Here is a 23314-nt window from a genome sequence, read left to right on the forward strand (position 1 = left end):
GGGCGGTCTCCTGATCAGGCGAGCTGGATGTCGGGAGTGCGGTTGCGCAGTTCCTCGACGAGCACGCGGGTGTTTTCGGAATAGTCGATCGGGATCTCGACGAGATGGACCCCGCCGCCCTTGAAGGCAGCCTCCAGAACCGGAACGAGTTCCTCGACCGAGCCGACCCGCGAGCCCTTGGCGCCGTAGGCCTGCGCATAGCGGACGAAATCGGGGTTGCCGAAGGTCATCCCGAAATCGGGGAAATTATCGACCGACTGCTTCCAGCGGATCATGCCGTAGGCGTTGTCGTTGAGGATGACGACGACGAGGTTCAGCCCGAGCCGGACAGCCGTCTCCATCTCCTGCGAGTTCATCATGAAGCCGCCATCGCCGCAGACGGCCATGACGCGGCGCTCGGGATAGAGCATCGCCGCCATCATCGCCGAGGGCAGCCCCGCGCCCATCGTCGCCAGGGCGTTGTCGAGCAGGAGCGTATTGGCAACATGGGTCCGGTAGTTCCGGGCGAACCAGATCTTGTACATGCCGTTGTCGAGGCAGACGATGCCATCCTCCGGCATGACGGCGCGGACATCGTGGACGATGCGCTGCGGCGTGATCGGGAAGCGATTTTCCTCCGAGCGATCGTTGATCTCGGCCAGGATCGTCTGGCGCAGCTCCAGCATCGAGGCGTCGCCCGAGAGCTTGCCCTCGAGCCGGTCGGCAAGCCCCGTCACGGTCGCGCCGATGTCGCCGATCACCTCGGCGTCGGGGTGATAGACCTGTTCGACACTGGCAGACTGATACCCGATATGGATGACCTTCGAGCCGCCGGCGCTCTTCATCAGGAAGGGCGGCTTTTCGACCGTGTCATGGCCGATCGCGATGATCAGGTCGGCATGGTCGACGGCCCGGTGGACGTAGTCGCGCTCCGACAACGCCGCCGTACCCATATAGAGGTTCGAGCCGCCGGTGACGGCGCCCTTGCCCATCTGGGTGTTGAAGAAGGGCAGCCGGGTCCGCCCCACGAAGGACGAGAGTTCCTCGACCAGCCTCGGCCGGTTGCCGGCAGCGCCGATCATCACCAGCGGATGGCGGGCTGCCAGGATCATCTCCGCCGCACGGTCCAGCGCCGAGCCTTGGGCGATCGGCCGCTCCAGCGGGTGGATCGGGATCAGGGGCTTGTCGGCGATCTCCTCTGCCGCGACATCCTCGGGCAGTTCGAGATGCACCGGGCCCGGCCGCTCCTCCATCGCGACGCGGAAGGCGTCACGAACCGCGGAGGGTATGCTGGCGGCGCTGACGATCTGGCGCGTCATCTTGGTCAACGGCTTCATCGAGGCGACGACATCGACGATCTGGAAACGCGCCTGCTTGGCGCTCATGATCGCCTTCTGGCCGGTGATCATGATCATCGGCATGGCGCCCAGATGCGCATAGGCCGCACCTGTCGAGAAGTTCAGGGCGCCTGGGCCAAGCGTCGCAATGCAGACGCCAGGCTTCCCCGTCAGCCGGCCATGCGTCGCCGCCATGAAGGCCGCAGCCTGCTCGTGCCGTGTCAGGATCAGCTTGATCTTCGATGTGCGCAGCGACTCCAGGACGTCGAGATTCTCCTCGCCCGGGACGCCGAAGATGCGATCGACACCCTCGTTCTCTAGAGCCTTCACCAGCAGGTCCGAACCCTTTGACATCACGGCGTCTCCTCGTTGCTCGACCAACGTGGCAACTCTCGACGACATTTGCGAGCATCAGTTGACGCAGGTCACCCCTGATCAAGCCGATGACGCGGCCGGCCCCGATTTTCGCGGTTGCTATCTCGGCCAAGGAAAGGCTGACATTCAAACTTAGGATTCGCTAAATGGCATCAACTTCAATTGAAGCTAAGACCTTCTCCGAACATTGACCGTCCGGGCAACCCGCAACATTTCGGGAACCGAGCGTTAGACTCTGTTTGCGATCATCCCGACGTGACCCGATTGAGAACCAACACCGCGCCCATCGACGCTGCATTTGAAACGACGCCTGGCGAAGCTTATGCGACCCAGCGCTCCGGGCGTTTCCGCTGGCTGCTGTTTCAACCGACGCTGGAGAGCGAATACCTCGCTCACATGCGTCTCGATCAGCGCATGAGCACGCTGATCTGCTCGGTCACCGCACTCGTAGTCTGGCTGATATTCACCGCGCTCGACATGAATCGCCTCGATCTGAGGGCGGAGATCCCGGCCCTTCACAGCGATGCGATCCTGGTCATCGGCCTGCGCCTGCTCACGCTGGGAGTGCTGGTCGTCCTCGTTACGATGGTGGCCCGCCCGCATCCGCCGAAAACCTATCCGCGCCTGTCGGTCCTGACACTCGTGCTGATAGGCACCACCGCCGCAATCAGCGCCGACATCTACAAGTTGCGCGGACTGCCACATGCGGATCTGGCGGAGTTCGCGGTCATCATGGCGGTGTTCCTGCCGGTCGGCCTGACATTCTACCAAAGCACGGCAACCGCCATCGTCACGGCCCTGGCAATGACGATGGCCGGCCTGTTGATGCTCGATCCCGCTCATTTGCCCGAGCATCTGCGCCTGTCCGTCATGCTGTTCTTCACGGCATCGGTGGGCGCCGTCGGGGCCTATCTTCGCGAGCACGCCCAGCGCGACCAGTTCCTGCTGCGGCGCCTGCTGCATCACTACGCCATGCACGACCCGCTGACGGGCATCGGCAACCGCCGCCATTTTGAACAGCAGGCGGCAATCGAACTCGATCAGGCCCGGCGCGACGGAACGCCCGTCGTTCTGGCCGTGCTCGACGTCGATCACTTCAAGCGCTTCAACGACCGTTACGGCCACCATGCCGGTGATCTCGCTTTGAAGCAGGTTGCCGCGAGCGTGCGCGCAGCGCTGCACCGGCCGCTCGATCTCGTCGGCCGGCTGGGCGGCGAGGAGTTCGGCCTGCTGCTCTACGGCGTCAAGCCGGACGAAGCGCAGCGACTGATGCACGGCTTTGTCGAGGTTATCCACGCTCTCGGGATCGCCCATGACGCCTCGACGACGGCGCGCGTCCTGACCGTCAGCATCGGAGCCGCCAGCTTCGACGGGCAGGAGACGCTGGAAAGCCTGTATCGCCGCGCCGACGCGATGCTCTACGAAGCCAAGGACGCCGGCCGCAACCGCAGCCGCTTCGAGGCCCCCGCTCCCATCGTGGCGCTGGCGACGCGCAGCCCGCAGATCCAGCGAAAGCGCTGACGGGCAGAAACGCCCTCCGCCGCGCTCATGACGCAGCGACGCGAACCTGCTATCGCACGGCCCTGCCCCGCCTCTGCGAGATCATGACGATGCCTGACACCACGCTTTCGATCGGCCTCATCGGTGCCGGCATCATGGGCGAGCGCCTGCTGCGCGCGATCCTCGACCAATCGCCTCCGGTGCTGCGCGTCAGCGGGATCTGGGATCCGGCCGCCTCCGCCATGGCACGCATGGCCCAAAGCTTTCCGGAGATCGCTCAGCCGGCCGAAGCTGCGGCGCTGATTGCTGCGAGCGACTGCGTCTACATCGCCTCGCCGCCGGCCCACCATCTCGGCCACGCCCGTGCGGCCCTGGCCGCAGGCAAAACCGTGTTCTGCGAGAAGCCGCTGGCCGTCGACGTCGCCGATGCCAGCGCCTTCGTGGCCGATGCGGGCGCTCGCGGCGCCGTCAATTTCCCCTTTGCCTCCTCGCTGGCCGTGGGCACTCTGAAGGACTGGATCGACGAGGGCATCGTCGGCACCGTCTCTCGCGTCACGATCGAGGTTGCCTTCGCGACCTGGCCACGCTCCTGGCAGCAGGATGCTGCAAGCTGGCTCGACGCCACCGCGCAGGGCGGCTTCACCCGCGAGGTGGTCTCGCATTTCCTGTTCCTCAGCCGCAGACTGGTCGGCAGGCTGCACGGGCTCGAGGCAGAGGCCCGCTTTCCCGAAGCCGGCAAGGCCGAGCGCGCAATCGAAGCACACCTCTTCGCCGGCGAGGTTCCTGTCGCACTGACAGGCAGCGTCGGTACCACGGCCAAGGACGATCACAACATCTGGATGCTCGAGGGCGACAAGGGAGCGATCCGGCTCTGCGACTGGTCGATTGCCGAGCGGCGCCTGCCGGATGGCAGCTGGCAGCGCGCGCCCGGCGCCCTGCCCCAGGAGCAGGCCCGTCCGCTTGCCCTGAAGCGCCAGCTCGAAGGCGTCGCCCGCCTCACCCGCGGCGAGCCGCACCATCTGGCGACGCTGGCCGAGGCGCTTGATGTCCAGGAGATCGTCGAGGGGATCCTGGCGAGCAGGCTCGGCTGACAGCCTGGATGCGCCGCCAGGGGAAATTTCCTCCCGCGCGACGGGAATAAGAAAAAACACGCTACCCAGCGTGAATTGATGCGGTGGCCACGCGGCCATATGCTCCGGTTGGCAGAAACCGGAGACGATCGCGGCGTGGCCACACTCGAAATCTTCGCCCACCGGGGTCCCGCGCGCAGCTTCAGGGGCGAGCCAGCCTCGCGCCGCGCCCGCTCGATCATCGGCTTCGACGAACCCGGCACGTCGGCTCTCGTGCCATCGGGCGCTGCGTGATGGCGACCGCTGCCCACCGCCCCGCTTTGCAGGCGATCCTGCTGGCCAATGACCTTCTCGATGGCGATGTCGTCTTCGCCAGCGCAAATGACCGCGCGCTTCTCTGGAGCCGCGACCCCGCGCAGGCGTTCGTCGCGACTGACGACCCGGCCGCGGAGCGACTGGAAGCCTTCGCCGCAACAGAGCTCGCCGCCCAGCATGTCGTTGACGCGTATCTCGTCGATGTCTCGCTCGAAACCGGGCTGCCGGTCCCGCGGCATTTCCGGGAACGCTTCAAGACGCTCGGGCCCAGCAACCGCCCCGATCTCGGCAAGCAGGCCGGCGAGGGAATTCCAGCCGGGCGGAGGGCCTGACGATGTATCGCTACGATGAATTCGACGAGCGCTTCGTACGCGAGCGCGTCACCCAGTTCTCGGACCAGGTCGCCCGCCGCCTCTCGGGCTCGCTGACCGAGGACGAGTTCAAGCCGTTGCGGCTCAAGAACGGCGTCTATCTCCAGCTTCACGCCTATATGCTTCGGATCGCCATCCCCTATGGAACGCTGAACGCGCGGCAATTGCGCCAGCTCGCGCTGATCGGCGAGCGCTATGATCGCGGCTACGGCCACTTCACCACGCGTCAGAACCTGCAGTTCAACTGGCCGAAACTGCGCGACGTGCCGGAGATCCTGAGCCTGCTGGCCGATGTCGAGATGCATTGCATCCAGACCTCGGGCAACTGCATCCGCAACGTCACGGCCGATCATTTCGCCGGGGTGGCGCAGGACGAAATCGAAGACCCTCGCCCGACCGCCGAGTTGATACGGCAGTGGTCGAGCCTGCATCCGGAATTCAGCTACCTGCCGCGCAAGTTCAAGATCGCGGTGACCGGAGCCGAGCATGACCGCGCCGTGACCCGCGCGCACGACATCGGCCTGCGCCTGCGCCGCCATCCCGATACCCACGAGGTCTGCTACGAGGTCTGCGTCGGCGGCGGGCTTGGCCGCACACCGATGCTCGGCAAGGTCGTCCGCGACTACCTGCCCAAGGCCGACCTGCTGGCCTATCTCGAAGCCGTCATGCGGGTCTATAATTCGGAAGGGCGGCGGGACAACAAGTACAAGGCGCGGGTCAAGATCCTTGTCCACGAGACCGGGACGGATGAGTTCGTCCGGCGTGTGGAAGCGGAGTTCTCCCAGCTCGACGGCCCGTCGATCAATGCCGACCCGGCCGAGGTCGCCCGCATCGCCGCTTACTTCGCCCCGCCTGCCTATGAGGCGCTGCCGGAGCAGAGCCGTACTTTGGACGCAGCCAAGGCCTCCAACCCGGCCTTCGCTCGCTGGGTCGAGACCAATACGACCCCGCACAAGGCGCCGGGCTACGCCGCTTTGACAATCTCGCTGAAGCCGGTGGGAGAGGCTCCGGGTGACGCGACTTCGGCGCAGATGCGGGCGGTCGCCGACCTCGCGGAAGAATTTTCGCATGACGAGATACGCGTGACGCACGCTCAGAACCTCGTCCTGCCGCATGTCCGCCAGCGTGACCTTCCCGCGATATGGCAACGGTTGCGCGACGCTGGGCTGGCCAGCGCCAATATCGGCCTGATCACCGACATCATCGCCTGCCCCGGCCTCGACTATTGCGCGCTGGCGACCGCGCGCTCGATTCCGATCGCGCAGGCGATCCAGCATCGTTTTGCAGCCGACGCGCGCCAGCGCGAGATCGGCGAACTCAACATCAAGATCTCCGGCTGCATCAATGCTTGCGGCCACCACCATGTCGGCCATATCGGTATTCTCGGCCTCGAGAAGCGCGGCATCGAATCCTACCAGATCACGCTGGGCGGCGACGCCACCGAGAACGCGGCGATCGGCGAAATTCTGGGTCCGGGCCTCGCCGCGCAGGACGTGCCCGACGCGATCGAGCGCATCGTCAACGTCTATCTCTCCGAGCGCAGCCAGGGCGAAAGCTTCATCGCCAATGTCAGGCGGATCGGGCTGGCTCCATTCAAGGCCGCCTTCCAGGGAGCCGTCGATGCCGCTGCTTGATCGGGACGGCGAGACGCATGACGCCTGGACGCTGGCCGACGGCGCCGCGATCGACAATCTCGCGCAAGCGCTCGTGCCCTGGGACGCTCTGGAAGAGGCGCTGCGTCGGCAGGCGCCGGACCAGCGCATCGGCGTGCTCATTCCCAACGCCCTGCCCGTCAACGCGATAAGCGACGCGCTACCGCGCCTCGGGCTCATCGCGATCGCCTTCCCGGCATATTCGGATGGGCGCGGCTTCAGCCTTGCCCGGCGGTTGCGGCGGCTCGGCTTCAAGGGCCGCCTCCGGGCCACCGGCCCGCTGATTCCCGACCAGTTCGCCTACGCCCTGTCCTGCGGCTTCGACGAGATCGAGTTGCCCGCCGCGAACGCCGCCCGGCAGCCGGTCACGCAGTGGCTCGACGCCCTGCCCCGGATCACCGCCACCTACCAGCGAGGCTATGGGGCTTCCCGCAATATCCTCGACCAGCGCCGCGCCGCCCGCGCGGCAGCCGCGATCTAGCGCCGTGGACGGCAGGCTGGACGACGCGGCAGCCGATCGTGCATGCAGGCCAGCCTCGCCGCCGGGGACGGGTAGGGTCTGGCTCGATCTCTGCTTCCGCCTTATCGTACTGCTGCTGGCTTCGATCTGGCTGATGCTGCCCCCGGCCCCCGGCGACCCGCAACCGCTGGCCCTTAGTACCGCCAAAGAGACGCGATGATACCGAGACAACCCGTGCAAACCCCGGCCCGGCGCATCGAGCCGCTGGCGACATTGCCGCTCTTCCACAAGCTGGAGGGGCGCAAGGTCGTGCTCGCCGGCGGCAGCGAGGCCGCGCTCTGGAAAGCCGAGTTGCTGACGGCCGCTGGCGCGCAGTTGCATGTCTTCGACGCAAGCGGGACCGCCGGCTTTGCCGAGCTGGATACCGATGGAACCGGCGGCCGGCCGATCATTCACGCGCGGAGCTGGCAGGCGGCCGATCTTCAGGACACTGCTCTGGCGGTGGCGGATATCGACGACGAAGACGAGATCCGCGCCTTCGTCACGGCCGCGCGTCAGGCTGGCGTGCCGGTCAACATCGTCGACAAGCCCGAACATTGCGATTTCGCCTTTGGCGCCGTGGTCAATCGCTCGCCGTTGATCGTGGCAATCTCGACCGATGGAGCGGCACCCGTCTTCGGACAGGCTATCCGGGGCAAGATCGAGGCGCTGCTGCCGGCCGGGCTGAAAGCCTGGGCACAGGCAGCATCCGACTGGCGGCCGGCCGTGCAGATCCGCGAGCTTCCCTTCGCCCTGCGGCGCGCCTTCTGGGAGCGCTTCACCGAGCGCGCCATGGCCCAGCCGGCGCAGCCACCCGCCGCCGGCGACAAGGCTGCCCTGTTTGCAGATCTCCAGCGGCTTGAAGGCGTAGTCGACATCGGCGGCCGCGTTACGCTGGTCGGAGCGGGTCCCGGCGATCCCGAATTGCTGACGCTGAAGGCGATCCGCGCGCTCCAGAGTGCAGACATCATCCTCTATGACGACCTCGTCTCCTCTGACGTGCTCGAATTCGCGCGACGCGAGGCCAGGCGCATGCTGGTCGGCAAGACCGGCTATGGCCCCTCGGTGAAGCAGGACGACATCAACGCGCTGATCGTTTCGCTCGCGTCCCAGGGCAAGCATGTCGTGCGCCTGAAAGGCGGCGATCCCGGCATTTTCGGCCGTGCCGGCGAGGAAATCGCCGCTTGTGAGGCGGCAGGCATTCCGGTCGCTATCGTGCCCGGCATATCGGCGGCGCAGGGTGCCGCGGCTTCGCTCGGCCTGTCGCTGACCCATCGCGATCACGCCCGCCGCCTGCAGTTTGTCACCGGCCACGCCCGAAGCGGCGACCTTCCCGCCGATCTCGACTGGAGCGCGATGGCCGATCCCCATGTCACCACGGTGATCTACATGGCGCGCGCCACCCTCACCGGCTTTCGCGATCGCGCGATTGCGGCGGGGCTCGATCCGCAGACGCCGGCCGTGGCCGTCCTCGCCGCGACGCGTCCCGAACAGGCTCATCTGGCGGCAACGATCGAAAGCTTGCCCGAACGTCTGGGAGAGTTGCCAGCGTCCGGCCCGGTGCTGGTGATGGTCGGCCATGCGCTGGGCAGCGCGCTCTCGCAGATGACACCGGGCGAAGATCGACAGCGGGCCTGACGGACAACGCCGTAAACGCGTCATGAAACCGGGGCTCACTTCGCAAGCCCCTCGAGCCCTCGGAAGGGGAACGCATCACCAGGAGTGAGGTTTTCCTCAACGTGGACAATCTTTGGAACGGATGCGTTCCGGCGGCGCGTTGAGGCAGGATCGGAAATTCAGTACGTTTCGTTTGTTATTCAGAACATTCGCGGGCTGAGTTTCTGCCCGGCTCGATTGAAAACGGAGCCCTGAGATGTCGCAAACGCTGTCCCGACTGCTGCGCACCGGCCTCGTCCTGGCCGCCGCTTCCCTGAGCCTCGACACCGGCGCCGCCCGCGCGCAGACCCAATTGCTCAACGTATCCTACGACCCCACGCGCGAGCTCTACCGCGAGATCAATGCGGCCTTCATCGCCGAGTGGAACGCCAAGCACGAAAAGAAGATCGCCACGATCCGCCAGTCCCACGCAGGCTCGGGCGCGCAGGCGCGCACCGTCATCGACGGCCTCAACGCCGATGTCGTGACGCTGGCGCTGGCCGGCGATATCGACGCCATCGCCGAGCGCTCGAAAAAGCTTCCGCTCGACTGGCAGAAGCGCCTACCCAACAACTCCTCGCCCTACACCTCGACGATCGTGTTCCTCGTCCGCAAGGGCAATCCCAAGGCGATCAAGGACTGGGGCGACCTCGCCAAGCCCGGGGTTCAGATCATCACGCCCAACCCCAAGACATCGGGCGGTGCGCGCTGGAACTATCTCGCCGCCTGGGCCTATGCCGAGAAGGCCTTCAACAAGGATGACGCCAAGGTCCGCGACTACATCGCCAAGGTGCTCGCCAACGTGCCCGTGCTCGACACCGGCGCGCGCGGCGCCACCACCACCTTCACCCAGCGCGGCATCGGCGACGTGTTCCTGTCCTGGGAGAACGAGGCCTTTCTGGCGCTGAAGGAGTTCGGCGAGGACAAGTTCGACATCGTCGTGCCCAGCCTCTCGATCCTCGCGGAGCCGCCGGTTGCGCTGGTCGACGGCAATGTCGATGCCAAGGGCACGCGGGTCGAGGCGCAAGCCTATCTTGAGTTCCTCTATACGCCCAAGGCCCAGGCGATCATCGCCAGGAACTTCTACCGTCCACGCCATCCCGAAAACGCTGACCCCAAGGACATAGCCAATTTCCCGCAGGTCGATCTCGTGACCATAGACGCCGTCTTCGGCGGCTGGGCCAAGGCGCAGCCGACGCATTTCGGCGACGGCGGCACCTTCGACCAACTCTACAAGCCGGCGCGCTGAGCCTATGGCAGCGACGGGGACCTTCCGCTGGCGTGAGCCGAGCATTCTCCCCGGCTTCGGGCTGGCGCTCGGCATCACTCTGACGGCCCTGTCGCTGATCGTGCTGATCCCGCTCGTCGCTCTTTTCGTGAGGGCGGCCGGCGCAGGCTCCGCCGACATCTGGGCGATCGTGAGTTCGCCGCGCACGCTCGCAGCCCTACGCCTGTCCTTCCTCGGCGCGCTTTTCGCAGCGAGCGTCAACGCGATCTTCGGGCTAATCCTGGCCTGGGTGCTGGTGCGCTACGAATTTCCCGGCCGCCGCCTGATCGACGCGGCAGTCGACCTGCCCTTCGCGCTACCGACCGCCGTCGCCGGCATCGCGCTGGCGGCGATCTACGCCCCCAATGGCTGGATCGGCAGCCTGCTCGCGCCGCTTGGGATCAAGGTCGCCTACACCCCGCTCGGCGTAATGGTGGCGCTGATCTTCGTCGGACTGCCCTTCGTGGTCAGGACCGTCCAGCCCGTGCTGGAGGAGATGCAGGGCGATGTCGAGGAGGCAGCGGCCCTGCTCGGGGCAAGCCGCCTGCGCACTATCTTCCGTGTGGTGCTGCCGCCGGTCCTGCCGGCGCTGCTGACCGGCTTCGTGCTGGCCTTCGCCCGCGCCGTCGGCGAATACGGCTCCGTGATCTTCATCGCCGGCAATGTTCCGATGGTCTCGGAGATCGCGCCGCTGCTGATCGTGATCAAGCTAGAGCAGTTCGACTATGCAGGCGCGGCGGTCGTCGCGACGGTGATGCTGCTGATCTCCTTTGCGCTGATCCTGGGCGTGAACCTGGTCCAGGCACGAGCACGCGCGAGGTTCGGCGATGTCTGACACCGCAGCCCGCAACAACACCGGTGTTCGCAGCGAAAGGCGCAGCGTGAAGCTCGCGCTGGTCTCGGTCTCGCTCCTCTTTCTCCTGTTGTTCCTGCTTTTGCCTCTCGCGACTGTTTTCGTCGAAGCAGGGACCAAGGGCTGGGAGGCCTACAAGGAGGCCATTTTTGAACCCGATGCGCTCGCCGCGATCCGGCTGACCTTGTTGGTGGCGGCCATCGCGGTACCCTTCAATCTCATCGTCGGCATCGCCGCCGCCTGGGCCGTGGCGAAGTTCGAGTTCCGCGGAAAGAACATCCTGATCAGCCTGATCGACTTGCCCTTCTCGGTCTCGCCGGTGATCTCGGGGCTCGTCTTCGTGCTGCTCTTCGGCGCCCAGGGCTATCTCGGTCCCTGGCTGCAGGCCAACGACATCCAGATCGTGTTCGCCCTGCCCGGCCTGATCCTGGCGACGATCTTCGTGACCTTCCCCTTCGTCGCGCGCGAACTGATCCCGCACATGCAGGCACTCGGCTCGGCCGACGAGGAGGCGGCGCTGACGCTCGGCGCCTCGCCCTGGCGGGTCTTCTTCAGGATCACACTGCCGAACGTGAAATGGAGCCTGTTCTATGGCGTGCTGCTCTGCAACGCTCGCGCCATGGGCGAGTTCGGTGCCGTCGCGGTCGTCTCCGGCAAGATCCGCGGCCTCACCAACACGATGCCGCTGCATGTCGAGATCCTGTACAACGAGTACATGGGCGCAGCCGCCTTCGCGGTCGCCTCGCTGCTGGCCGGGCTGGCACTCGTCACGCTCGCGCTCAAGACCTTGCTGGAATGGCGCTTCGGCGATTCCATCGCGGCAAGTCGCCGGCACTGATGAAGGAGATCCAGTCATGACGGTCTCCGTCACAATCGAATCGATCGCCAAGACCTTCGATACGGTGCCAGCCTTGCGCGGCGTCTCGCTCGACATCCAGCCGGGCGAACTCGTCGCACTTCTAGGGCCCTCGGGCTCCGGCAAGACGACTCTGCTTCGGTTGATCGCGGGTCTGGAGCAGGCCGACCAGGGCCGCGTCCTGTTCGGCGAGACCGACATGCGAGACCTCTCACTGCGTGACCGGCGCATCGGCTTCGTCTTCCAGCAATACGCGCTGTTCAAGACCATGACCGTCGCCGAGAACATCGCCTTCGGCCTGAAGTCGCGCCCCCGCCGCGAGCGGCCCGACGCCGCCGATATCCGCAAGCGCGTAGGCGATCTGCTCGAACTCGTACAACTCCCGGGGCTGGAGCGCCGCTATCCCAGCCAGCTCTCGGGCGGCCAGCGCCAGCGCGTCGCCCTGGCCCGCGCGCTTGCCATTGAGCCCCGCGTGCTGCTGCTCGACGAGCCTTTTGGGGCACTGGACGCCAAGGTGCGGAAAGATCTGCGCGCCTGGCTGCGGGAGTTGCACGGCCGCACCGGCCACACCACCGTCTTCGTCACCCATGACCAGGAAGAGGCACTCGAACTGGCCGACCGGGTGGCGATCCTCAACGACGGACGCATCGAGCAGGTCGGCACGGCAGATGACGTCTACGACCTGCCGGCGACCCCGTTCGTCTGCGAATTTCTGGGCGAGGTGAACAAGCTGCCGGTCAAGGTCGCCGGCAGCCAGGCCTTTTTCGGGGACCGTCCCGTGCTCGGCGGCCTGACCCAGAACCAGAGCGGACCGGCCTCCCTCTATGTCCGTCCGCAGCACCTGCGCATCGTCGACGATGTGCCGATGTCGCTGCCGGGCGTGGTCGAGCATCTGCGCCGCAATGGCCCCCTGCGGCGGGCCGAGGTGGCGGTACAGGGGCTGGCCCGGCGGCTCGACGTCGACCTGGCGAGCCAGGTCGCGCCAGCCATCGGTGAACGCATCCGCCTGCGCATCACCCATGGCTCGCTGTTTGCCGCAGCCTGAAGCGGGCTCGCCTTGCCGGCCGCCAGTCGCTAGCCTGCCCTTCGAGTGATTTGGACTGGAGCTTGATATGAAAGCGCGTGCGCGTTGGGTCGAGGGCATGGCCTTCATGGGCGAGGCCGGCAGTGGCCATTCCGTGATGATGGACGGCGCGCCAGAGTATGGTGGCCGCAATATCGGCATCCGCCCGATGGAGATGCTGCTGATCGGCATGGCCGGCTGCACCGGCTTCGACGTCGTGCAGATCCTCAAGAAGGGCCGCGAGATCGTCACCGGCTGCGATGTCGAGGTCGAGGCCGAGCGCGCCACGACCGACCCGAAAGTCTTCACGAAGATCCACCTGACATATCGCGTCAGCGGCCATGGGCTTTCCTATGCCAAGGCCGAACGTGCCGTCACATTGTCGAAGGACAAGTACTGCTCGGCCTCGATCATGCTCGGAGCGACGGCCGAAGTGACCTACACCCTCGAAGTCACCGACGAGACACGAAAGGTAGCCGCGGAATGAGCGACAACGAATTCGCAGGTCTCATCTCGCCCGAAGCGCTGCTCGCGCGCCTGGGCGACGACAATCTCGTCATCATCGATACCCGCACGGCGGCCGATGGCGGCAAGGCTGAGTTCGAGGCCGGGCACATCCCCGGCGCCGTCCACACCGACTACGCCGCCGACGGCTGGCGCGCAAAGGTCGGCAACGCACCGGGCATGCTGCCCTCGCTCAGCCATCTCGCGGAACTCGCGGGCCGGCTCGGCATCAAGCCGCATGACGACGTCGTGCTCGTGCCGGCGGGCTCCAGCGCCACGGATCTCGCCGCCGCCGCACGCATCTACTGGACGCTCAAGCTGATCGGCCACGGCCAGCAGGCGATCCTCGATGGCGGCTTCAAGGGCTGGGCTTCGGATTCCGCGCGACCGGTCGAGACCGGGCCATCGGCACCGAAATCGACGCAGCCTTATCCGGTGGTGATGCAGCAGCGCCTGCGCAGCAACACCGACGCCACGCTGGTCGCCTCGCGCAGCCGCCTCGCCACCCTCGTCGATGCGCGAGGTCCCAGTTATTTCGAGGGCAGCGAAAAGGCGCCCGAGGCCACCCGCGGCGGCCATATTCCGGGCGCCGTCGCACGCGACTATGTCGAGGCGTTCGACACCGCCACGGGAAAGCTGAAGTCCGCCGAAGACCTCGGCAGGGTCTATGCGGCGGTGCCGCGCGGCCCGGCGATCTCCTATTGCAACACCGGCCACTCGGCGGCCCTCAACTGGTTCGTGCTGTCGGAGATTCTCGGCCGCGACGAGGTCGCTCTCTATGACGGTTCGATGACCGACTGGACGCAGGATCCGGAGCGGCCAGTCGCCACAGGCGCCTGACGAGCTAGACCGTCATTGCGAGCGTCAGCGACGCAATCCAGGGCCATAGAGCGCTCCATATCTGGATTGCTTCGCTTCGCTCGCAATGACGGGAACGCTCCGGCGCGACATCATCTAATTTGCCAAACAGACTGAAACAGTTCAAAGGAGGCGCCGTGCGCGAGCCATGCCGCGCCGCCTCCTTTTCAAAACTGTCGAAAAGCCAGCCGATGAACGCCGTCGCGCCGAAGATTTCTTTCGTTTCGCTGGGCTGCCCAAAAGCCCTCGTCGATTCCGAGCGTATCATCACCTCGCTGCGCTCCGGCGGCTACGAGCTCAGCAAGAGCCATGCAGGCGCCGATCTCGTGATCGTCAACACCTGCGGGTTTCTGGACTCCGCCAAGGCCGAATCGCTCGAGGCCATCGGCTCCGCCATGGCCGAGAACGGCAAGGTCATCGTCACCGGCTGCATGGGCGCCGAGCCCGAGCAGATCCGCGAAGCCTTCCCCAACGTGCTCGCGATCACCGGCCCGCAGGCCTATGAGAGCGTCGTCGCGGCCGTGCACCAAGCCGTGCCGCCGCGCCACGATCCCTTCGTCGATCTCGTGCCGGACCAGGGCATCAAGCTCACCCCACGTCACTATGCTTACCTCAAGATTTCAGAGGGTTGCAACAATCGCTGCACCTTCTGCATCATCCCGAAGCTGCGCGGAGATCTCGTCTCGCGGCCGATCGGCGACGTGCTGCGCGAGGCCGAGAAGCTGGTCAAGGCGGGCGTCAAGGAACTGCTGGTCATCTCGCAGGACACCAGCGCCTACGGCCTCGACATCAAGTATGCGCCGTCGATGTGGCAGGGCCGCGAGGTCCGCACCCGCTTCTATGAGCTGGCGCGCGAACTTGGCCAGATGGGCGTCTGGGTGCGCATGCACTACGTCTATCCTTACCCGCATGTCGACGAGGTCATCCCGCTGATGCAGGAAGGGCTGATTCTGCCCTACCTCGACATTCCGTTCCAGCACGCCTCTCCCAATGTCCTCAAGGCGATGAAGCGCCCGGCCCATCAGGACCGCACGCTCGACCGCATCCGGAAATGGCGCGACATCTGCCCCGATCTCGCGATCCGCTCGACTTTCATCGTCGGTTTCCCCGGCGAGACCGAGGAGGATGTCGACTTCCTGATCGATTGGCTGAAGGACGCCAAGCTCGAGCGCGTCGGCTGCTTCAAATACGAGCCGGTCAAGGGCGCGCCCGCCAACGAACTCGGGCTGCCGCTGGTTCCCGAAGAGGTCAAGGAGGCGCGCTGGCACCGCTTCATGAAGGCGCAGGCCGAGATCTCGACCCGCATCATCAAGGGCCGCGTCGGCAAGCGCGTCCAGGTCATCATCGACGAGGCCGGGCCGACCGTCGCCAGGGGCCGTTCCAAATGGGATGCGCCCGAGATCGACGGCAGCGTCTACGTTTCGAGCCGCCGTCCGCTGAGGGCCGGCGACATCGTCACTGTGAAGATCGAGCGGGCCGACGCCTACGACCTCCACGGCGTGGCGGTCTGAGTACTGTCTACTTCACGCAGCCCTCATCCTGAGGAGCCATTCCATCCGGAATGGCGTCTCGAAGGATGCTCGCAGGGGTGCGGAGCTGCGCTGGACCATCCTGCAAGGCGCCGCTTGCGCGGCTCCTCAGGATGAAGGCTGAGCCAAGGTAGCCTCCTCACAGATTGCGGCAGACATAGCGGATCGTACGTCCATCCGCCCTGAGCAGGATCAGAACCTCGCCACCGCCACAGCTTGCCTCGAACTGGGCGATGCGTTCACGAGGCGGGTACTGCGTTCCCGGAGGCTGCTCGCAGACATGGGTGACGCAATCGAGGGAGCCGCGGCGGGGCTGCACGGCCCGTGTCAGGCGAGCCTTCTGTGCGTCCTGACGCAGCACCTCGAGGACCGACGAGTCCCCGCCACCGCCTCCAGCGCCACCTGCGCCATCACCGCCGCGCCCTCCGCCATCCTGCTGGGCCATCGCGACTGTGGAGATCGTGAGCGAAGCCAGGACCAGCCCGGCGAAACGAAGAGTGCGGTTCATGACCTGTCTCCCGAATGAGGATCAGCATGCGCTGACACTCATTGGTCGCAGGACCGCGCCCGCAGGTTCACGCCGGCTGCAGATTTTTTCTGAACGCCGCCGCCGGCCGCCACCGAGCCATCTGCGGCGGCCCAGCCACCAACCTAGCCGCTGCGCGAGCATGGCAAGCGCCAGCGCATATCCGACCAAGGCAAAGGACCAACCCAGCGCCGTCAGGCTGAAGGCACCGAGCACGAGTGCGCCGCGCCCCAGCAGCTTCAAAGTGGCCCGCACGGTCGTGCTTTTGCTGGCGGCCAGCGTCGCGGCCCGGCGGATATCGGCGGCGTCATCGGCGATGGCCAGCGCCTGCCTGACGCCGCGCTGGCCGGTCCGGGCATAGAGCGTCCCGGCATCCTGTCCGAGCCCGGTCAGGCGCGCCATCGCTGCAGGCTTCAAGATGCCCCCGGCTGCGCTGCGCGCCGCAACGAGATCGAGCCGACCGGCGGCTGCGAGGCTGGCCGCGAGCGCCGGCCGGTCCACCGCCTGCACGGCGGCACGGCCAAGACTGCTCGCCAGCGCCGGCGAAAGCAGCTTGGCCTTGCTCGCCGACTTGACCACGCTCAGCCCATTGCGGGCGGGAAGCAGGCTGCCGAGGCTGGTCACGGTCGCCGCGCTCAGCGCCAGGCCTGCCGCAGCGAGCGCAACGACGGTGGCATCAGTAGCCTGCCCGCCGAGCCATTTTCGGCCCTCGCCGGCGAGATCGCGCAGATCGCCGAAGCCGATGACGTCGCCCGTCAGCGCCCCGGCGAAGGCTGCCCCGCCCTCGCGATCCCCCGCAACGAAGCCATGGCTGAAATCGGCAAGGGTCTGTCCCAGCGATCCCTCCTTGAGCGCCGCGATGCGTTGCTGCTGCTCAACCGAGACTGGCAGGCCTCGCGCCTTCGCCAGCGCGACGAAACTCTCGGCGAGCTCGCTGTCGCGCACAGCCAATGCAGCATCGATCTCGGCCGCGATCCGTGCCTCGCTGGTCACCTCGCCAAGCCGCAACTCCGAGAGTGCGACAGGATCGTCGGCAGCAGCTAGCAACTGCCAATGCCGCCAGCCGGCCGGCGCAATGATGGCGCCCGCCGCAAGCGCGGTGGTCAGAACAAGCGCAAGCGCAGGCCGCATTCCCTCGACTTCCCATGACGACACCGCCGGGCGGCGATGCCGTCACCTACCGTCAAATCGCGGCAGGATTTGGCAGCGCCATGCGATCTCCGCAACGTCTCGTCATCCCGCGCGATCGAAGGGCGCCCGGGATGACGGCAATGCTTGCAGCTGCCTAGATGGTCGATCTCAGGGGATCAGCACCGTCGAGCCCGTCGTGCCGCGGCTTTCCAGCGCGCGATGGGCATTCGCTGCGTCCTGGAGAGCGAAGGTCGCGTTGACGGGGACCGTGACCTTGCCGGAGCCGACAGCCTCGAACAGGTTCGCCGCCATCTCGATCATGGTCTCGCGCTTGGCGATATGGGTGAACAGCGTCGGGCGCGTCACATAGAGCGATCCCTTGGGGCCGAGCAGGCCGAGATTGAACGGTTCGACGGTGCCCGAGGCGTTGCCGAAACTCGCCAGCACGCCGAACGGGCTGAGACAGTCGAGCGAAGGGAGGAAGGTGTCCTTGCCGACGCCGTCATAGACGACCTGGCAAAGCTTTCCGCCGGTGAGTTCCTTCACGCGGGCAGGGAAATCCTCCTCGCGATAGAGGATCGTATGGTCGGCGCCATGGGCCTTCGCCAGTTCGGCCTTCTCCTGCGAACCGACGGTTCCGATCACGGTCGCGCCCAGCGCCTTGCCCCATTGGCACAGGATCAGCCCGGTTCCGCCAGCCGCGGCGTGGACCAGAATCGTGTCGCCCGCCTTCACCTTGTAGGTCCGGTGCAGCAGGTACTCAGCCGTCATGCCCTTCAGCATCATGCTGGCGGCCGCCTCGTAGGAGACCGTGCCGGGCAGCGCGACCACCGAGTTGACGGCGACCACTCGCTCCTCGGCATAGGAGCCGAGCGTCGCGACATAGGCGACGCGGTCGCCGACCTTGAACTCGGTGACATTGGGGCCGACGGCTAGAACATCGCCGGCGCCTTCATTGCCCGGCACGAACGGCATCTGCGGAGCCGCATACAGGCCGGTGCGGAAATAGGTATCGATGAAATTCAACCCGATGGCCCGGTTCCTGACCAGCACCTCGCCGGGCCCCGGCGCCGGCAGGGTGATGTCTTCCCACTGCAGCACTTCGGGGCCGCCGGTTTTGTGAATGCGGATAGCCTTGACCATGGCTCGATCTCCCTAACGTGAATGGCGCTGACCATAGGGACTAGGCCCCGTCGGTTGCAATGTCGGGACAGGGATGGCGATCGGCGTCCAGCGCCGAGGCTGCGGCGAGCCGGCCAATCGCCAAAGCGCGCATCATGCGCTAGCGAAAGGCATGAGCAGCGATCTCGCACACACCGATATTGCCATCGTCGGCGCCGGCGCCGTCGGCCTCGTCGCCGCGCTGGCGCTCGCCCACGAAGGCTGGAGCGTCACGGTCGTCGGCACCACGGCCGCGCCGCGTGATGGCCGGACCGTCGCCTTGCTGGCGGGCTCCTGGCAGATGCTCGGCGCGCTCGACGTCACTGCGGCGCTGGCCGAAACCTCCGCGCCGCTCGCGGTGATGCGTCTCGTCGACGACACTGGCAGCCTGTTCCGCCAGCCGCCGGTCGAATTCCGCGCTTCGGAGGTCGGGCTCGAAGCGTTTGGCTGGAACGTCGAAAATGCCGACCTCGTCGCGGCGCTCGTCGAGAGGGTGCGGCAGCAGCCGGCCATCACGCTGGTCGAGGGGCTGATCTCTGAGATCGCGGCAACGCCAGATTACGTGACTCTAGCGGGCCCAGGACTCGAACAGATGAGGGCACGCCTCGTCATCGGCGCGGATGGCCGCAATTCCCGCGTGCGCCAGGCCGCCGGGATTGCGGCGCGCGACTGGAGCTATCCGCAGACGGCGCTCACCGGCATCTTCAATCACCGCCGCGACCATCACGACGCCTCGACCGAGTTCCACACGCGGAAGGGCCCCTGCACGCTGGTGCCCCTGCCCGGCCGGCGCTCCTCGCTGGTCTGGATGCTCGACCCCGCTGAGGCCGCTCACGTTTCAGGGCTGGACGACACCGCCTTCGCGCGCCGTGTCGAGGCGCAGACGCATTCTCTGCTCGGCGCACTCACTCTGGCTGGGCCACGCGGAAAAATCCCGATGGGCGGGCTCTCGGTCGAGCGCTTCGCGGCGCAGCGCATGGCGCTGGTCGGCGAGGCCGCGCATGTCTTTCCGCCTATCGGCGCGCAAGGGCTCAATCTCGGCCTGCGCGATGTCGCGGCCTTGCGCGAGGCTCTGCGCGGCGAGAGCGACCCCGGCGGGGAGGCTGCGATGGCCGCCTATGACGGCGCCCGCCAGTCGGATGTACGACTGCGTACCGGCGCGGTCGACATGCTCAACCGCACGCTGCTGACCGATCTCGTGCCCGCCGACCTGCTGCGCGGCGCCGGGCTGCTGGCGCTATCGCGCATCGGGCCGCTGAGGCGGCTGGTGATGCGTCAGGGCCTGGCAGGCGGCAGCGCCGGCTGACCGAGCAGGCGGGTGGTGTCCTCGCCCGATGCCGCCACCTTTTGCAGGCGGGCGGCCTGTTCCCTGAACACGGGCGCCAGCGGCAGCGGCGTCGAGACCAGCCGCCGTCCGCCCGGTTCCTCGGCCTGTGCCTCCAGCAGACCGCGCGCGGTAAGGTGCGTGTCCTCGACGGCCTCCCCGAGCGTGCGCACCACCGTGCAGCAGCAGTCGAGCGGCTCCAGATGCTGGCGCCAATGCGACGCCGGTTCGCTTGCGATCAGATCGGCGATAGCGCTGCGCGTCGCCTCGGGATCGCGGTGGTCGTCGCGCAGCTCCGTCGCGAGGCCGATTCCCTCGCAGAACGCATCCCAGAATTTCGGCTCCAGCGCGCCGACCGCCAGGAACCAGCCATCCGCCGTTGCGTAAAGTCCGTAGCGCGGGCTGACGCCGGTCAAGAGCCCGTCGCCGCCGTCTGGATAGCGCCCCGTCGCCTGGCCCTGAGCCAGCCCGTACCAGGCGAAGGCTGGCATCGCGTCGGCCATGGCGATATCGAGCTGGCAACCCAGCCCGCTGCGCTCGCGCTGGCGCAAGGCGAGCAGGATGTTGAGCACCGCCGGCATGGTGCCGCCGCCGATATCGGCGACCAGCGGCGGCGGCAGCGGCGGGCTCGCACCTCGCTTCAGCGACTGGCCGAGCAGGCCTGAGATCGCCTGGTAGTTGATGTCGTGCCCGGCCTGCTGCGCCCGAGGCCCGCTCTGGCCGTAGCCGCTGATCGAGCAGTAGATCACGCGCGGATTGATCGCCTTCAGTGCCTCGTAGCCGAAGCCGAGCCGTGCCATCACGCCGGGCCGGAATTGCTCGATCACGATGTCGGCGCGTGCAATCAGCGGCGTCAGGCGCTCCAGCGCATCGCTGGCCTTGAGGTCGATCTCCACACTGGCCTTGCCACGGTTGAGGGCGGCATAGGGGGCCGAGGTCTCGCCGAAGCGTGGCGGGAAGCGGCGCATGTCCTCGCCGCCCAGCCGCTCGATCCGGATCACCTCTGCGCCCGCCTCGGCCAGGAACAGGCTCGCCAGCGGCCCCGGCAGCAGCGTCGAGAAATCCAGGACCAGCAGATCGTCCAGCGGCAGCATGGGCACCCTCAGGGGAACAGGTCGGCCGCCATCCTGCCCGTCTTCACCAGCCACAGGAAGCCCGTCAACGTGCCCATCGAGACGATGGTGCCCACCAGAATGCAGGCCGAGGCCCGCTCGATCCCGACCTTGTACTGCGTCGAGATCACAAAGATGTTCAGCGCCGGCGGCAGCGCCGCCATGATCACCGCTGTGAAGATCCAGTGGTCGGGAAAGCTGCCGAAGGCCGAGAGCAGCACCCAGACCAGCAGCGGATGCAGCACGAGCTTGATCAGGACCAGCAGAGGCACTTCGCCGGGCATCCGCTTCAGCGGCCGCAGCGCGACGGTGACGCCGAGCAGGAACAATGCGCAGGGCGCGGCCGCCTGCGACAGCCACAATGTCATCTTGTCGAGCGCGCTCGGCAGCTGGAGATGGGTAAAGGCCGCAAACACCCCGGCCGCCGTGGCGACGTTGAAAGGATGCGTCAGGACCTTCCAGACGATATCGCCGGCCGTAGCCAGCAGGCTGCGCTTCTCGACGCCGGCCAGCGCCATCAGGAATGGTACGAGCGAAAACAGCAGGATGCTGTCGAAGACGAAGATCAGGACCAGCGGCGCGCTCGACGCAGCGCCGAGAGCCGCCAGGATCAGCGGCGGCCCCATATAGCCGATGTTGGAGTAGGAGCCCGCGACGCCCTGCATCACCGATTGCGGCAGGTTGCGCCCGGTGAACCTCATCCCCACGACGAAGGACAGCGAGAAGACCAGGAACGTCGCGAACGTCGTGGTGGCGATGAAGCGCCAGTTTGCGAGTTCGCTCAGGGGCTTGTCGGCAATCAGTCGATAGAACAGCGGCGGCAGCGCGACGTAGATCAGGAAGAACTGCAGCCAGGCCAGCCCGGCTTCCGGCAGCTTCTTGTAACGCCCCATGGCGAAGCCGAGCAGGATCAGCCCGAAGAATGGCGCGACCAGATTGAAAATTTCGACGAGATCGGCCATGCGGATCCAAGACACCCTGGCTGGCGCGCTGACACATCTTGCGCAGCCGCTTTGGCTGCCGTTTAGCCCCTTCGGGCCCGCTTACAAGGCTGTTGGCGCCGTATCGCCAGACCCGCACCGCCTATCAAGGACTGAGTTCCCAGGAATTTTAGCCTAATTCTCCGGTGGGTATATAATCTTAGGCATTTCCTCTCATTGCGCGCGACAGACGAAAGCGTGATGGACGGGCCCGGCGCGGTCCGTCACATTGCTGCGACGCAGCACGGAAGCCATTCATGACCAGCAAGACGCCGCGCCAGTTCTTTCGCCCGCTCGCCATCGGTGCGCCGGAACCGTATCGCGAGCTGCCGCTTCGGCTCGAGCGGATGATCCATTTCGTGCCGCCGCATCTGGAGAAGGTGCGCGCCAAGGTCGGCGACCTCGCCGGCACGGTCGATATCGTGCTCGGGAATCTCGAGGACGCCATTCCCGTCGAGGCCAAGCAGGCCGCACGCGACGGCTTCATCGCCATGGGCAAGGCGGTGGATTTCGGCAAGACGGGCCTGTGGGCGCGGGTCAACGCACTGAATTCGCCCTGGTTTCTCGACGACATCACCGCAATCATGGCTGAGATCGGCGGCAAGCTCGACGTCGTGATGGTGCCCAAGGTCGAGGGACCCTGGGACATCCACTATGTCGACCAGTTGCTGGCGCAGTTCGAGGCCCGCCACGCCCTGCCCAAGCCGATCATGATCCACGCGATCCTGGAGACAGCCGAGGGCGTCAAGAACGTCGACACCATCGCCACCGCCTCGCCGCGCATGCATGGCATGAGCCTTGGGCCCGCCGATCTCGCGGCCTCGCGCGCCATGAAGACGACGCGCGTCGGCGGCGGGCACCCCGAATACAAGGTCATTGCCGACCCCTCCCCCGATGGCTCGCCGCGCGCCATCGCTCAGCAGGACCTCTGGCACTACACGCTGGCAAAGATGGTGGATGCCTGCGCCGCCGCCGGCATCAAGCCGTTCTACGGGCCGTTCGGCGACTTTGCAGACACGGCCGCCTGCGAGGCCCAGTTCCGCAACGCCTTCCTGCTAGGCTGTTCCGGCGCGTGGACGCTCCACCCATCGCAGATCGAGATCGCAAAACGCGTCTTCAGCCCCGATCCCGCCGAGGTCCTGTTTGCCAAGCGCATCATCGAGGCGATGCCCGATGGCTCCGGCGCCGTCATGATCGACGGGAAGATGCAGGACGATGCGACCTGGAAACAGGCGAAAGTCATCGCCGATCTCGCAAGGCAGGTTGCCGAGCGCGACCCGTCCCTTGCTCCCCACTATGGATTATGACCGTGAGATTACGTGCAAGCAGTTGATTTTGACGTATTTGCGTCGCATTCCTCACGCAAGCGCGAGGCAACACTATAGCCGGCGATCAA

Annotated in this window: 22 protein-coding genes; 16 read left to right on the forward strand and 6 right to left on the reverse strand. The window is 66.4% G+C overall.

All coding sequences use genetic code 11. The annotated features are described in order from the left end of the window. Positions 1-14: 14 nt before the first annotated feature. The gene (locus AC1D2L_RS11800) at positions 15-1670 is read right to left on the reverse strand and encodes an acetolactate synthase large subunit (protein WP_476846058.1); all 1656 of its coding nucleotides are present in this window, start codon (positions 1668-1670) and stop codon (positions 15-17) included. Positions 1671-1946: 276 nt separating this feature from the next. On the opposite strand from AC1D2L_RS11800, the gene AC1D2L_RS11805 reads away from it, so the two are divergent. From AC1D2L_RS11805 to rimO, 14 genes are all read left to right on the forward strand, one after another. Continuing rightward, on the forward strand, positions 1947-3212 hold the full coding sequence (locus AC1D2L_RS11805) for a GGDEF domain-containing protein (protein ID WP_476846059.1): 1266 nt from the start codon (positions 1947-1949) through the stop codon (positions 3210-3212). Positions 3213-3301: 89 nt separating this feature from the next. Beyond that, a complete protein-coding gene (locus AC1D2L_RS11810) occupies positions 3302-4282 on the forward strand; it encodes a Gfo/Idh/MocA family protein (RefSeq protein WP_476846060.1) in 981 nt (326 codons plus the stop codon). A 135-nt stretch (positions 4283-4417) separates the two neighbouring features. Continuing rightward, positions 4418-4555, forward strand: coding sequence for a hypothetical protein (locus tag AC1D2L_RS11815; RefSeq protein ID WP_476846061.1), 138 nt, complete (start codon positions 4418-4420; stop codon positions 4553-4555). Next, positions 4555-4908, forward strand: coding sequence for a DUF2849 domain-containing protein (locus AC1D2L_RS11820; RefSeq protein WP_476846062.1), 354 nt, complete (start codon positions 4555-4557; stop codon positions 4906-4908). Before AC1D2L_RS11815 ends, AC1D2L_RS11820 begins: the two co-directional genes overlap by 1 nt. Positions 4909-4910: 2 nt before the next feature. Further along, a complete protein-coding gene (locus AC1D2L_RS11825) occupies positions 4911-6581 on the forward strand; it encodes a nitrite/sulfite reductase (protein ID WP_476846063.1) in 1671 nt (556 codons plus the stop codon). Next, a complete protein-coding gene (locus tag AC1D2L_RS11830) occupies positions 6568-7080 on the forward strand; it encodes a DUF934 domain-containing protein (RefSeq protein ID WP_476846064.1) in 513 nt (170 codons plus the stop codon). The genes AC1D2L_RS11825 and AC1D2L_RS11830 overlap by 14 nt, the downstream gene beginning before the upstream one ends. A gap of 195 nt (positions 7081-7275) precedes the next feature. After that, positions 7276-8736 (forward strand): siroheme synthase CysG, encoded by a 1461-nt coding sequence (gene cysG, locus AC1D2L_RS11835; protein WP_476846065.1) that lies wholly within the window; start codon positions 7276-7278, stop codon positions 8734-8736. Positions 8737-8971: 235 nt separating this feature from the next. Beyond that, a complete protein-coding gene (locus AC1D2L_RS11840; protein WP_476846066.1) occupies positions 8972-10003 on the forward strand; it encodes a sulfate ABC transporter substrate-binding protein in 1032 nt (343 codons plus the stop codon). A 4-nt stretch (positions 10004-10007) separates the two neighbouring features. Continuing rightward, on the forward strand, positions 10008-10856 hold the full coding sequence (cysT, locus tag AC1D2L_RS11845) for a sulfate ABC transporter permease subunit CysT (protein ID WP_476846067.1): 849 nt from the start codon (positions 10008-10010) through the stop codon (positions 10854-10856). Next, positions 10849-11712 carry a sulfate ABC transporter permease subunit CysW gene (gene cysW, locus AC1D2L_RS11850; RefSeq protein ID WP_476846068.1) on the forward strand — a complete coding sequence of 288 codons (864 nt, stop codon included), beginning with the start codon at positions 10849-10851 and terminating at the stop codon, positions 11710-11712. Before cysT ends, cysW begins: the two co-directional genes overlap by 8 nt. A 16-nt stretch (positions 11713-11728) precedes the next feature. Next, a complete protein-coding gene (locus AC1D2L_RS11855; RefSeq protein ID WP_476846069.1) occupies positions 11729-12775 on the forward strand; it encodes a sulfate/molybdate ABC transporter ATP-binding protein in 1047 nt (348 codons plus the stop codon). A 67-nt stretch (positions 12776-12842) separates the two neighbouring features. Beyond that, the gene (locus AC1D2L_RS11860) at positions 12843-13280 is read left to right on the forward strand and encodes an OsmC family protein (RefSeq protein ID WP_476846070.1); all 438 of its coding nucleotides are present in this window, start codon (positions 12843-12845) and stop codon (positions 13278-13280) included. Then, positions 13277-14137, forward strand: a complete 861-nt coding sequence (locus AC1D2L_RS11865; protein ID WP_476846071.1) for a sulfurtransferase — start codon at positions 13277-13279, stop codon at positions 14135-14137. Before AC1D2L_RS11860 ends, AC1D2L_RS11865 begins: the two co-directional genes overlap by 4 nt. Before the next feature lie 209 nt (positions 14138-14346). After that, a complete protein-coding gene (rimO, locus tag AC1D2L_RS11870) occupies positions 14347-15666 on the forward strand; it encodes a 30S ribosomal protein S12 methylthiotransferase RimO (protein ID WP_476846072.1) in 1320 nt (439 codons plus the stop codon). Between the two features lie 157 nt (positions 15667-15823). Here the strand turns inward: rimO and AC1D2L_RS11875 are convergent, their stop codons facing one another. The 3 genes from AC1D2L_RS11875 to AC1D2L_RS11885 form a co-directional block, all read right to left on the reverse strand. Next, positions 15824-16192: a hypothetical protein gene (locus AC1D2L_RS11875; protein ID WP_476846073.1), complete on the reverse strand. Its 369-nt coding sequence runs from the start codon at positions 16190-16192 to the stop codon at positions 15824-15826. 21 nt (positions 16193-16213) lie between these two features. After that, a complete protein-coding gene (locus tag AC1D2L_RS11880; protein WP_476846074.1) occupies positions 16214-17341 on the reverse strand; it encodes a hypothetical protein in 1128 nt (375 codons plus the stop codon). Positions 17342-17509: 168 nt separating this feature from the next. Next, positions 17510-18484: a quinone oxidoreductase family protein gene (locus tag AC1D2L_RS11885; protein ID WP_476846075.1), complete on the reverse strand. Its 975-nt coding sequence runs from the start codon at positions 18482-18484 to the stop codon at positions 17510-17512. A 151-nt stretch (positions 18485-18635) separates the two neighbouring features. On the opposite strand from AC1D2L_RS11885, the gene AC1D2L_RS11890 reads away from it, so the two are divergent. Then, positions 18636-19808, forward strand: coding sequence for a UbiH/UbiF family hydroxylase (locus tag AC1D2L_RS11890; RefSeq protein WP_476846076.1), 1173 nt, complete (start codon positions 18636-18638; stop codon positions 19806-19808). Here AC1D2L_RS11890 and AC1D2L_RS11895 read toward each other — a convergent pair. Further along, positions 19778-20920, reverse strand: a complete 1143-nt coding sequence (locus AC1D2L_RS11895; protein WP_476846077.1) for a CaiB/BaiF CoA transferase family protein — start codon at positions 20918-20920, stop codon at positions 19778-19780. The two genes, AC1D2L_RS11890 and AC1D2L_RS11895, sit on opposite strands and share 31 nt — an antisense overlap. An 8-nt stretch (positions 20921-20928) precedes the next feature. Beyond that, positions 20929-21900, reverse strand: coding sequence for an AEC family transporter (locus tag AC1D2L_RS11900; protein ID WP_476846078.1), 972 nt, complete (start codon positions 21898-21900; stop codon positions 20929-20931). A 275-nt stretch (positions 21901-22175) separates the two neighbouring features. Between AC1D2L_RS11900 and AC1D2L_RS11905 the strand changes: the two genes are divergently transcribed. After that, positions 22176-23225, forward strand: a complete 1050-nt coding sequence (locus tag AC1D2L_RS11905; RefSeq protein ID WP_476846079.1) for an HpcH/HpaI aldolase/citrate lyase family protein — start codon at positions 22176-22178, stop codon at positions 23223-23225. Positions 23226-23314: the final 89 nt, after the last annotated feature.

The organism is Allobosea sp. P1_B10, assembly GCF_056406735.1.

Bases quoted from the DNA above. Each gene is read 5' to 3' on its own strand.
- AC1D2L_RS11840 (WP_476846066.1), top strand. From the start codon at position 8,972: ATGTCGCAAACGCTGTCCCGACTGCTGCGCACCGGCCTCGTCCTGGCC.
- cysG (WP_476846065.1), top strand. From the start codon at position 7,276: ATGATACCGAGACAACCCGTGCAAACCCCGGCCCGGCGCATCGAGCCG.
- AC1D2L_RS11825 (WP_476846063.1), top strand. From the start codon at position 4,911: ATGTATCGCTACGATGAATTCGACGAGCGCTTCGTACGCGAGCGCGTC.
- rimO (WP_476846072.1), top strand. From the start codon at position 14,347: ATGAACGCCGTCGCGCCGAAGATTTCTTTCGTTTCGCTGGGCTGCCCA.
- AC1D2L_RS11860 (WP_476846070.1), top strand. From the start codon at position 12,843: ATGAAAGCGCGTGCGCGTTGGGTCGAGGGCATGGCCTTCATGGGCGAG.
- AC1D2L_RS11905 (WP_476846079.1), top strand. From the start codon at position 22,176: ATGACCAGCAAGACGCCGCGCCAGTTCTTTCGCCCGCTCGCCATCGGT.
- cysW (WP_476846068.1), top strand. From the start codon at position 10,849: ATGTCTGACACCGCAGCCCGCAACAACACCGGTGTTCGCAGCGAAAGG.
- AC1D2L_RS11890 (WP_476846076.1), top strand. From the start codon at position 18,636: ATGAGCAGCGATCTCGCACACACCGATATTGCCATCGTCGGCGCCGGC.
- AC1D2L_RS11800 (WP_476846058.1), bottom strand. From the start codon at position 1,670: ATGTCAAAGGGTTCGGACCTGCTGGTGAAGGCTCTAGAGAACGAGGGT.
- AC1D2L_RS11900 (WP_476846078.1), bottom strand. From the start codon at position 21,900: ATGGCCGATCTCGTCGAAATTTTCAATCTGGTCGCGCCATTCTTCGGG.
- AC1D2L_RS11895 (WP_476846077.1), bottom strand. From the start codon at position 20,920: ATGCTGCCGCTGGACGATCTGCTGGTCCTGGATTTCTCGACGCTGCTG.
- cysT (WP_476846067.1), top strand. From the start codon at position 10,008: ATGGCAGCGACGGGGACCTTCCGCTGGCGTGAGCCGAGCATTCTCCCC.
- AC1D2L_RS11855 (WP_476846069.1), top strand. From the start codon at position 11,729: ATGACGGTCTCCGTCACAATCGAATCGATCGCCAAGACCTTCGATACG.
- AC1D2L_RS11830 (WP_476846064.1), top strand. From the start codon at position 6,568: ATGCCGCTGCTTGATCGGGACGGCGAGACGCATGACGCCTGGACGCTG.
- AC1D2L_RS11810 (WP_476846060.1), top strand. From the start codon at position 3,302: ATGCCTGACACCACGCTTTCGATCGGCCTCATCGGTGCCGGCATCATG.
- AC1D2L_RS11820 (WP_476846062.1), top strand. From the start codon at position 4,555: ATGGCGACCGCTGCCCACCGCCCCGCTTTGCAGGCGATCCTGCTGGCC.
- AC1D2L_RS11875 (WP_476846073.1), bottom strand. From the start codon at position 16,192: ATGAACCGCACTCTTCGTTTCGCCGGGCTGGTCCTGGCTTCGCTCACG.
- AC1D2L_RS11885 (WP_476846075.1), bottom strand. From the start codon at position 18,484: ATGGTCAAGGCTATCCGCATTCACAAAACCGGCGGCCCCGAAGTGCTG.
- AC1D2L_RS11865 (WP_476846071.1), top strand. From the start codon at position 13,277: ATGAGCGACAACGAATTCGCAGGTCTCATCTCGCCCGAAGCGCTGCTC.
- AC1D2L_RS11880 (WP_476846074.1), bottom strand. From the start codon at position 17,341: ATGCGGCCTGCGCTTGCGCTTGTTCTGACCACCGCGCTTGCGGCGGGC.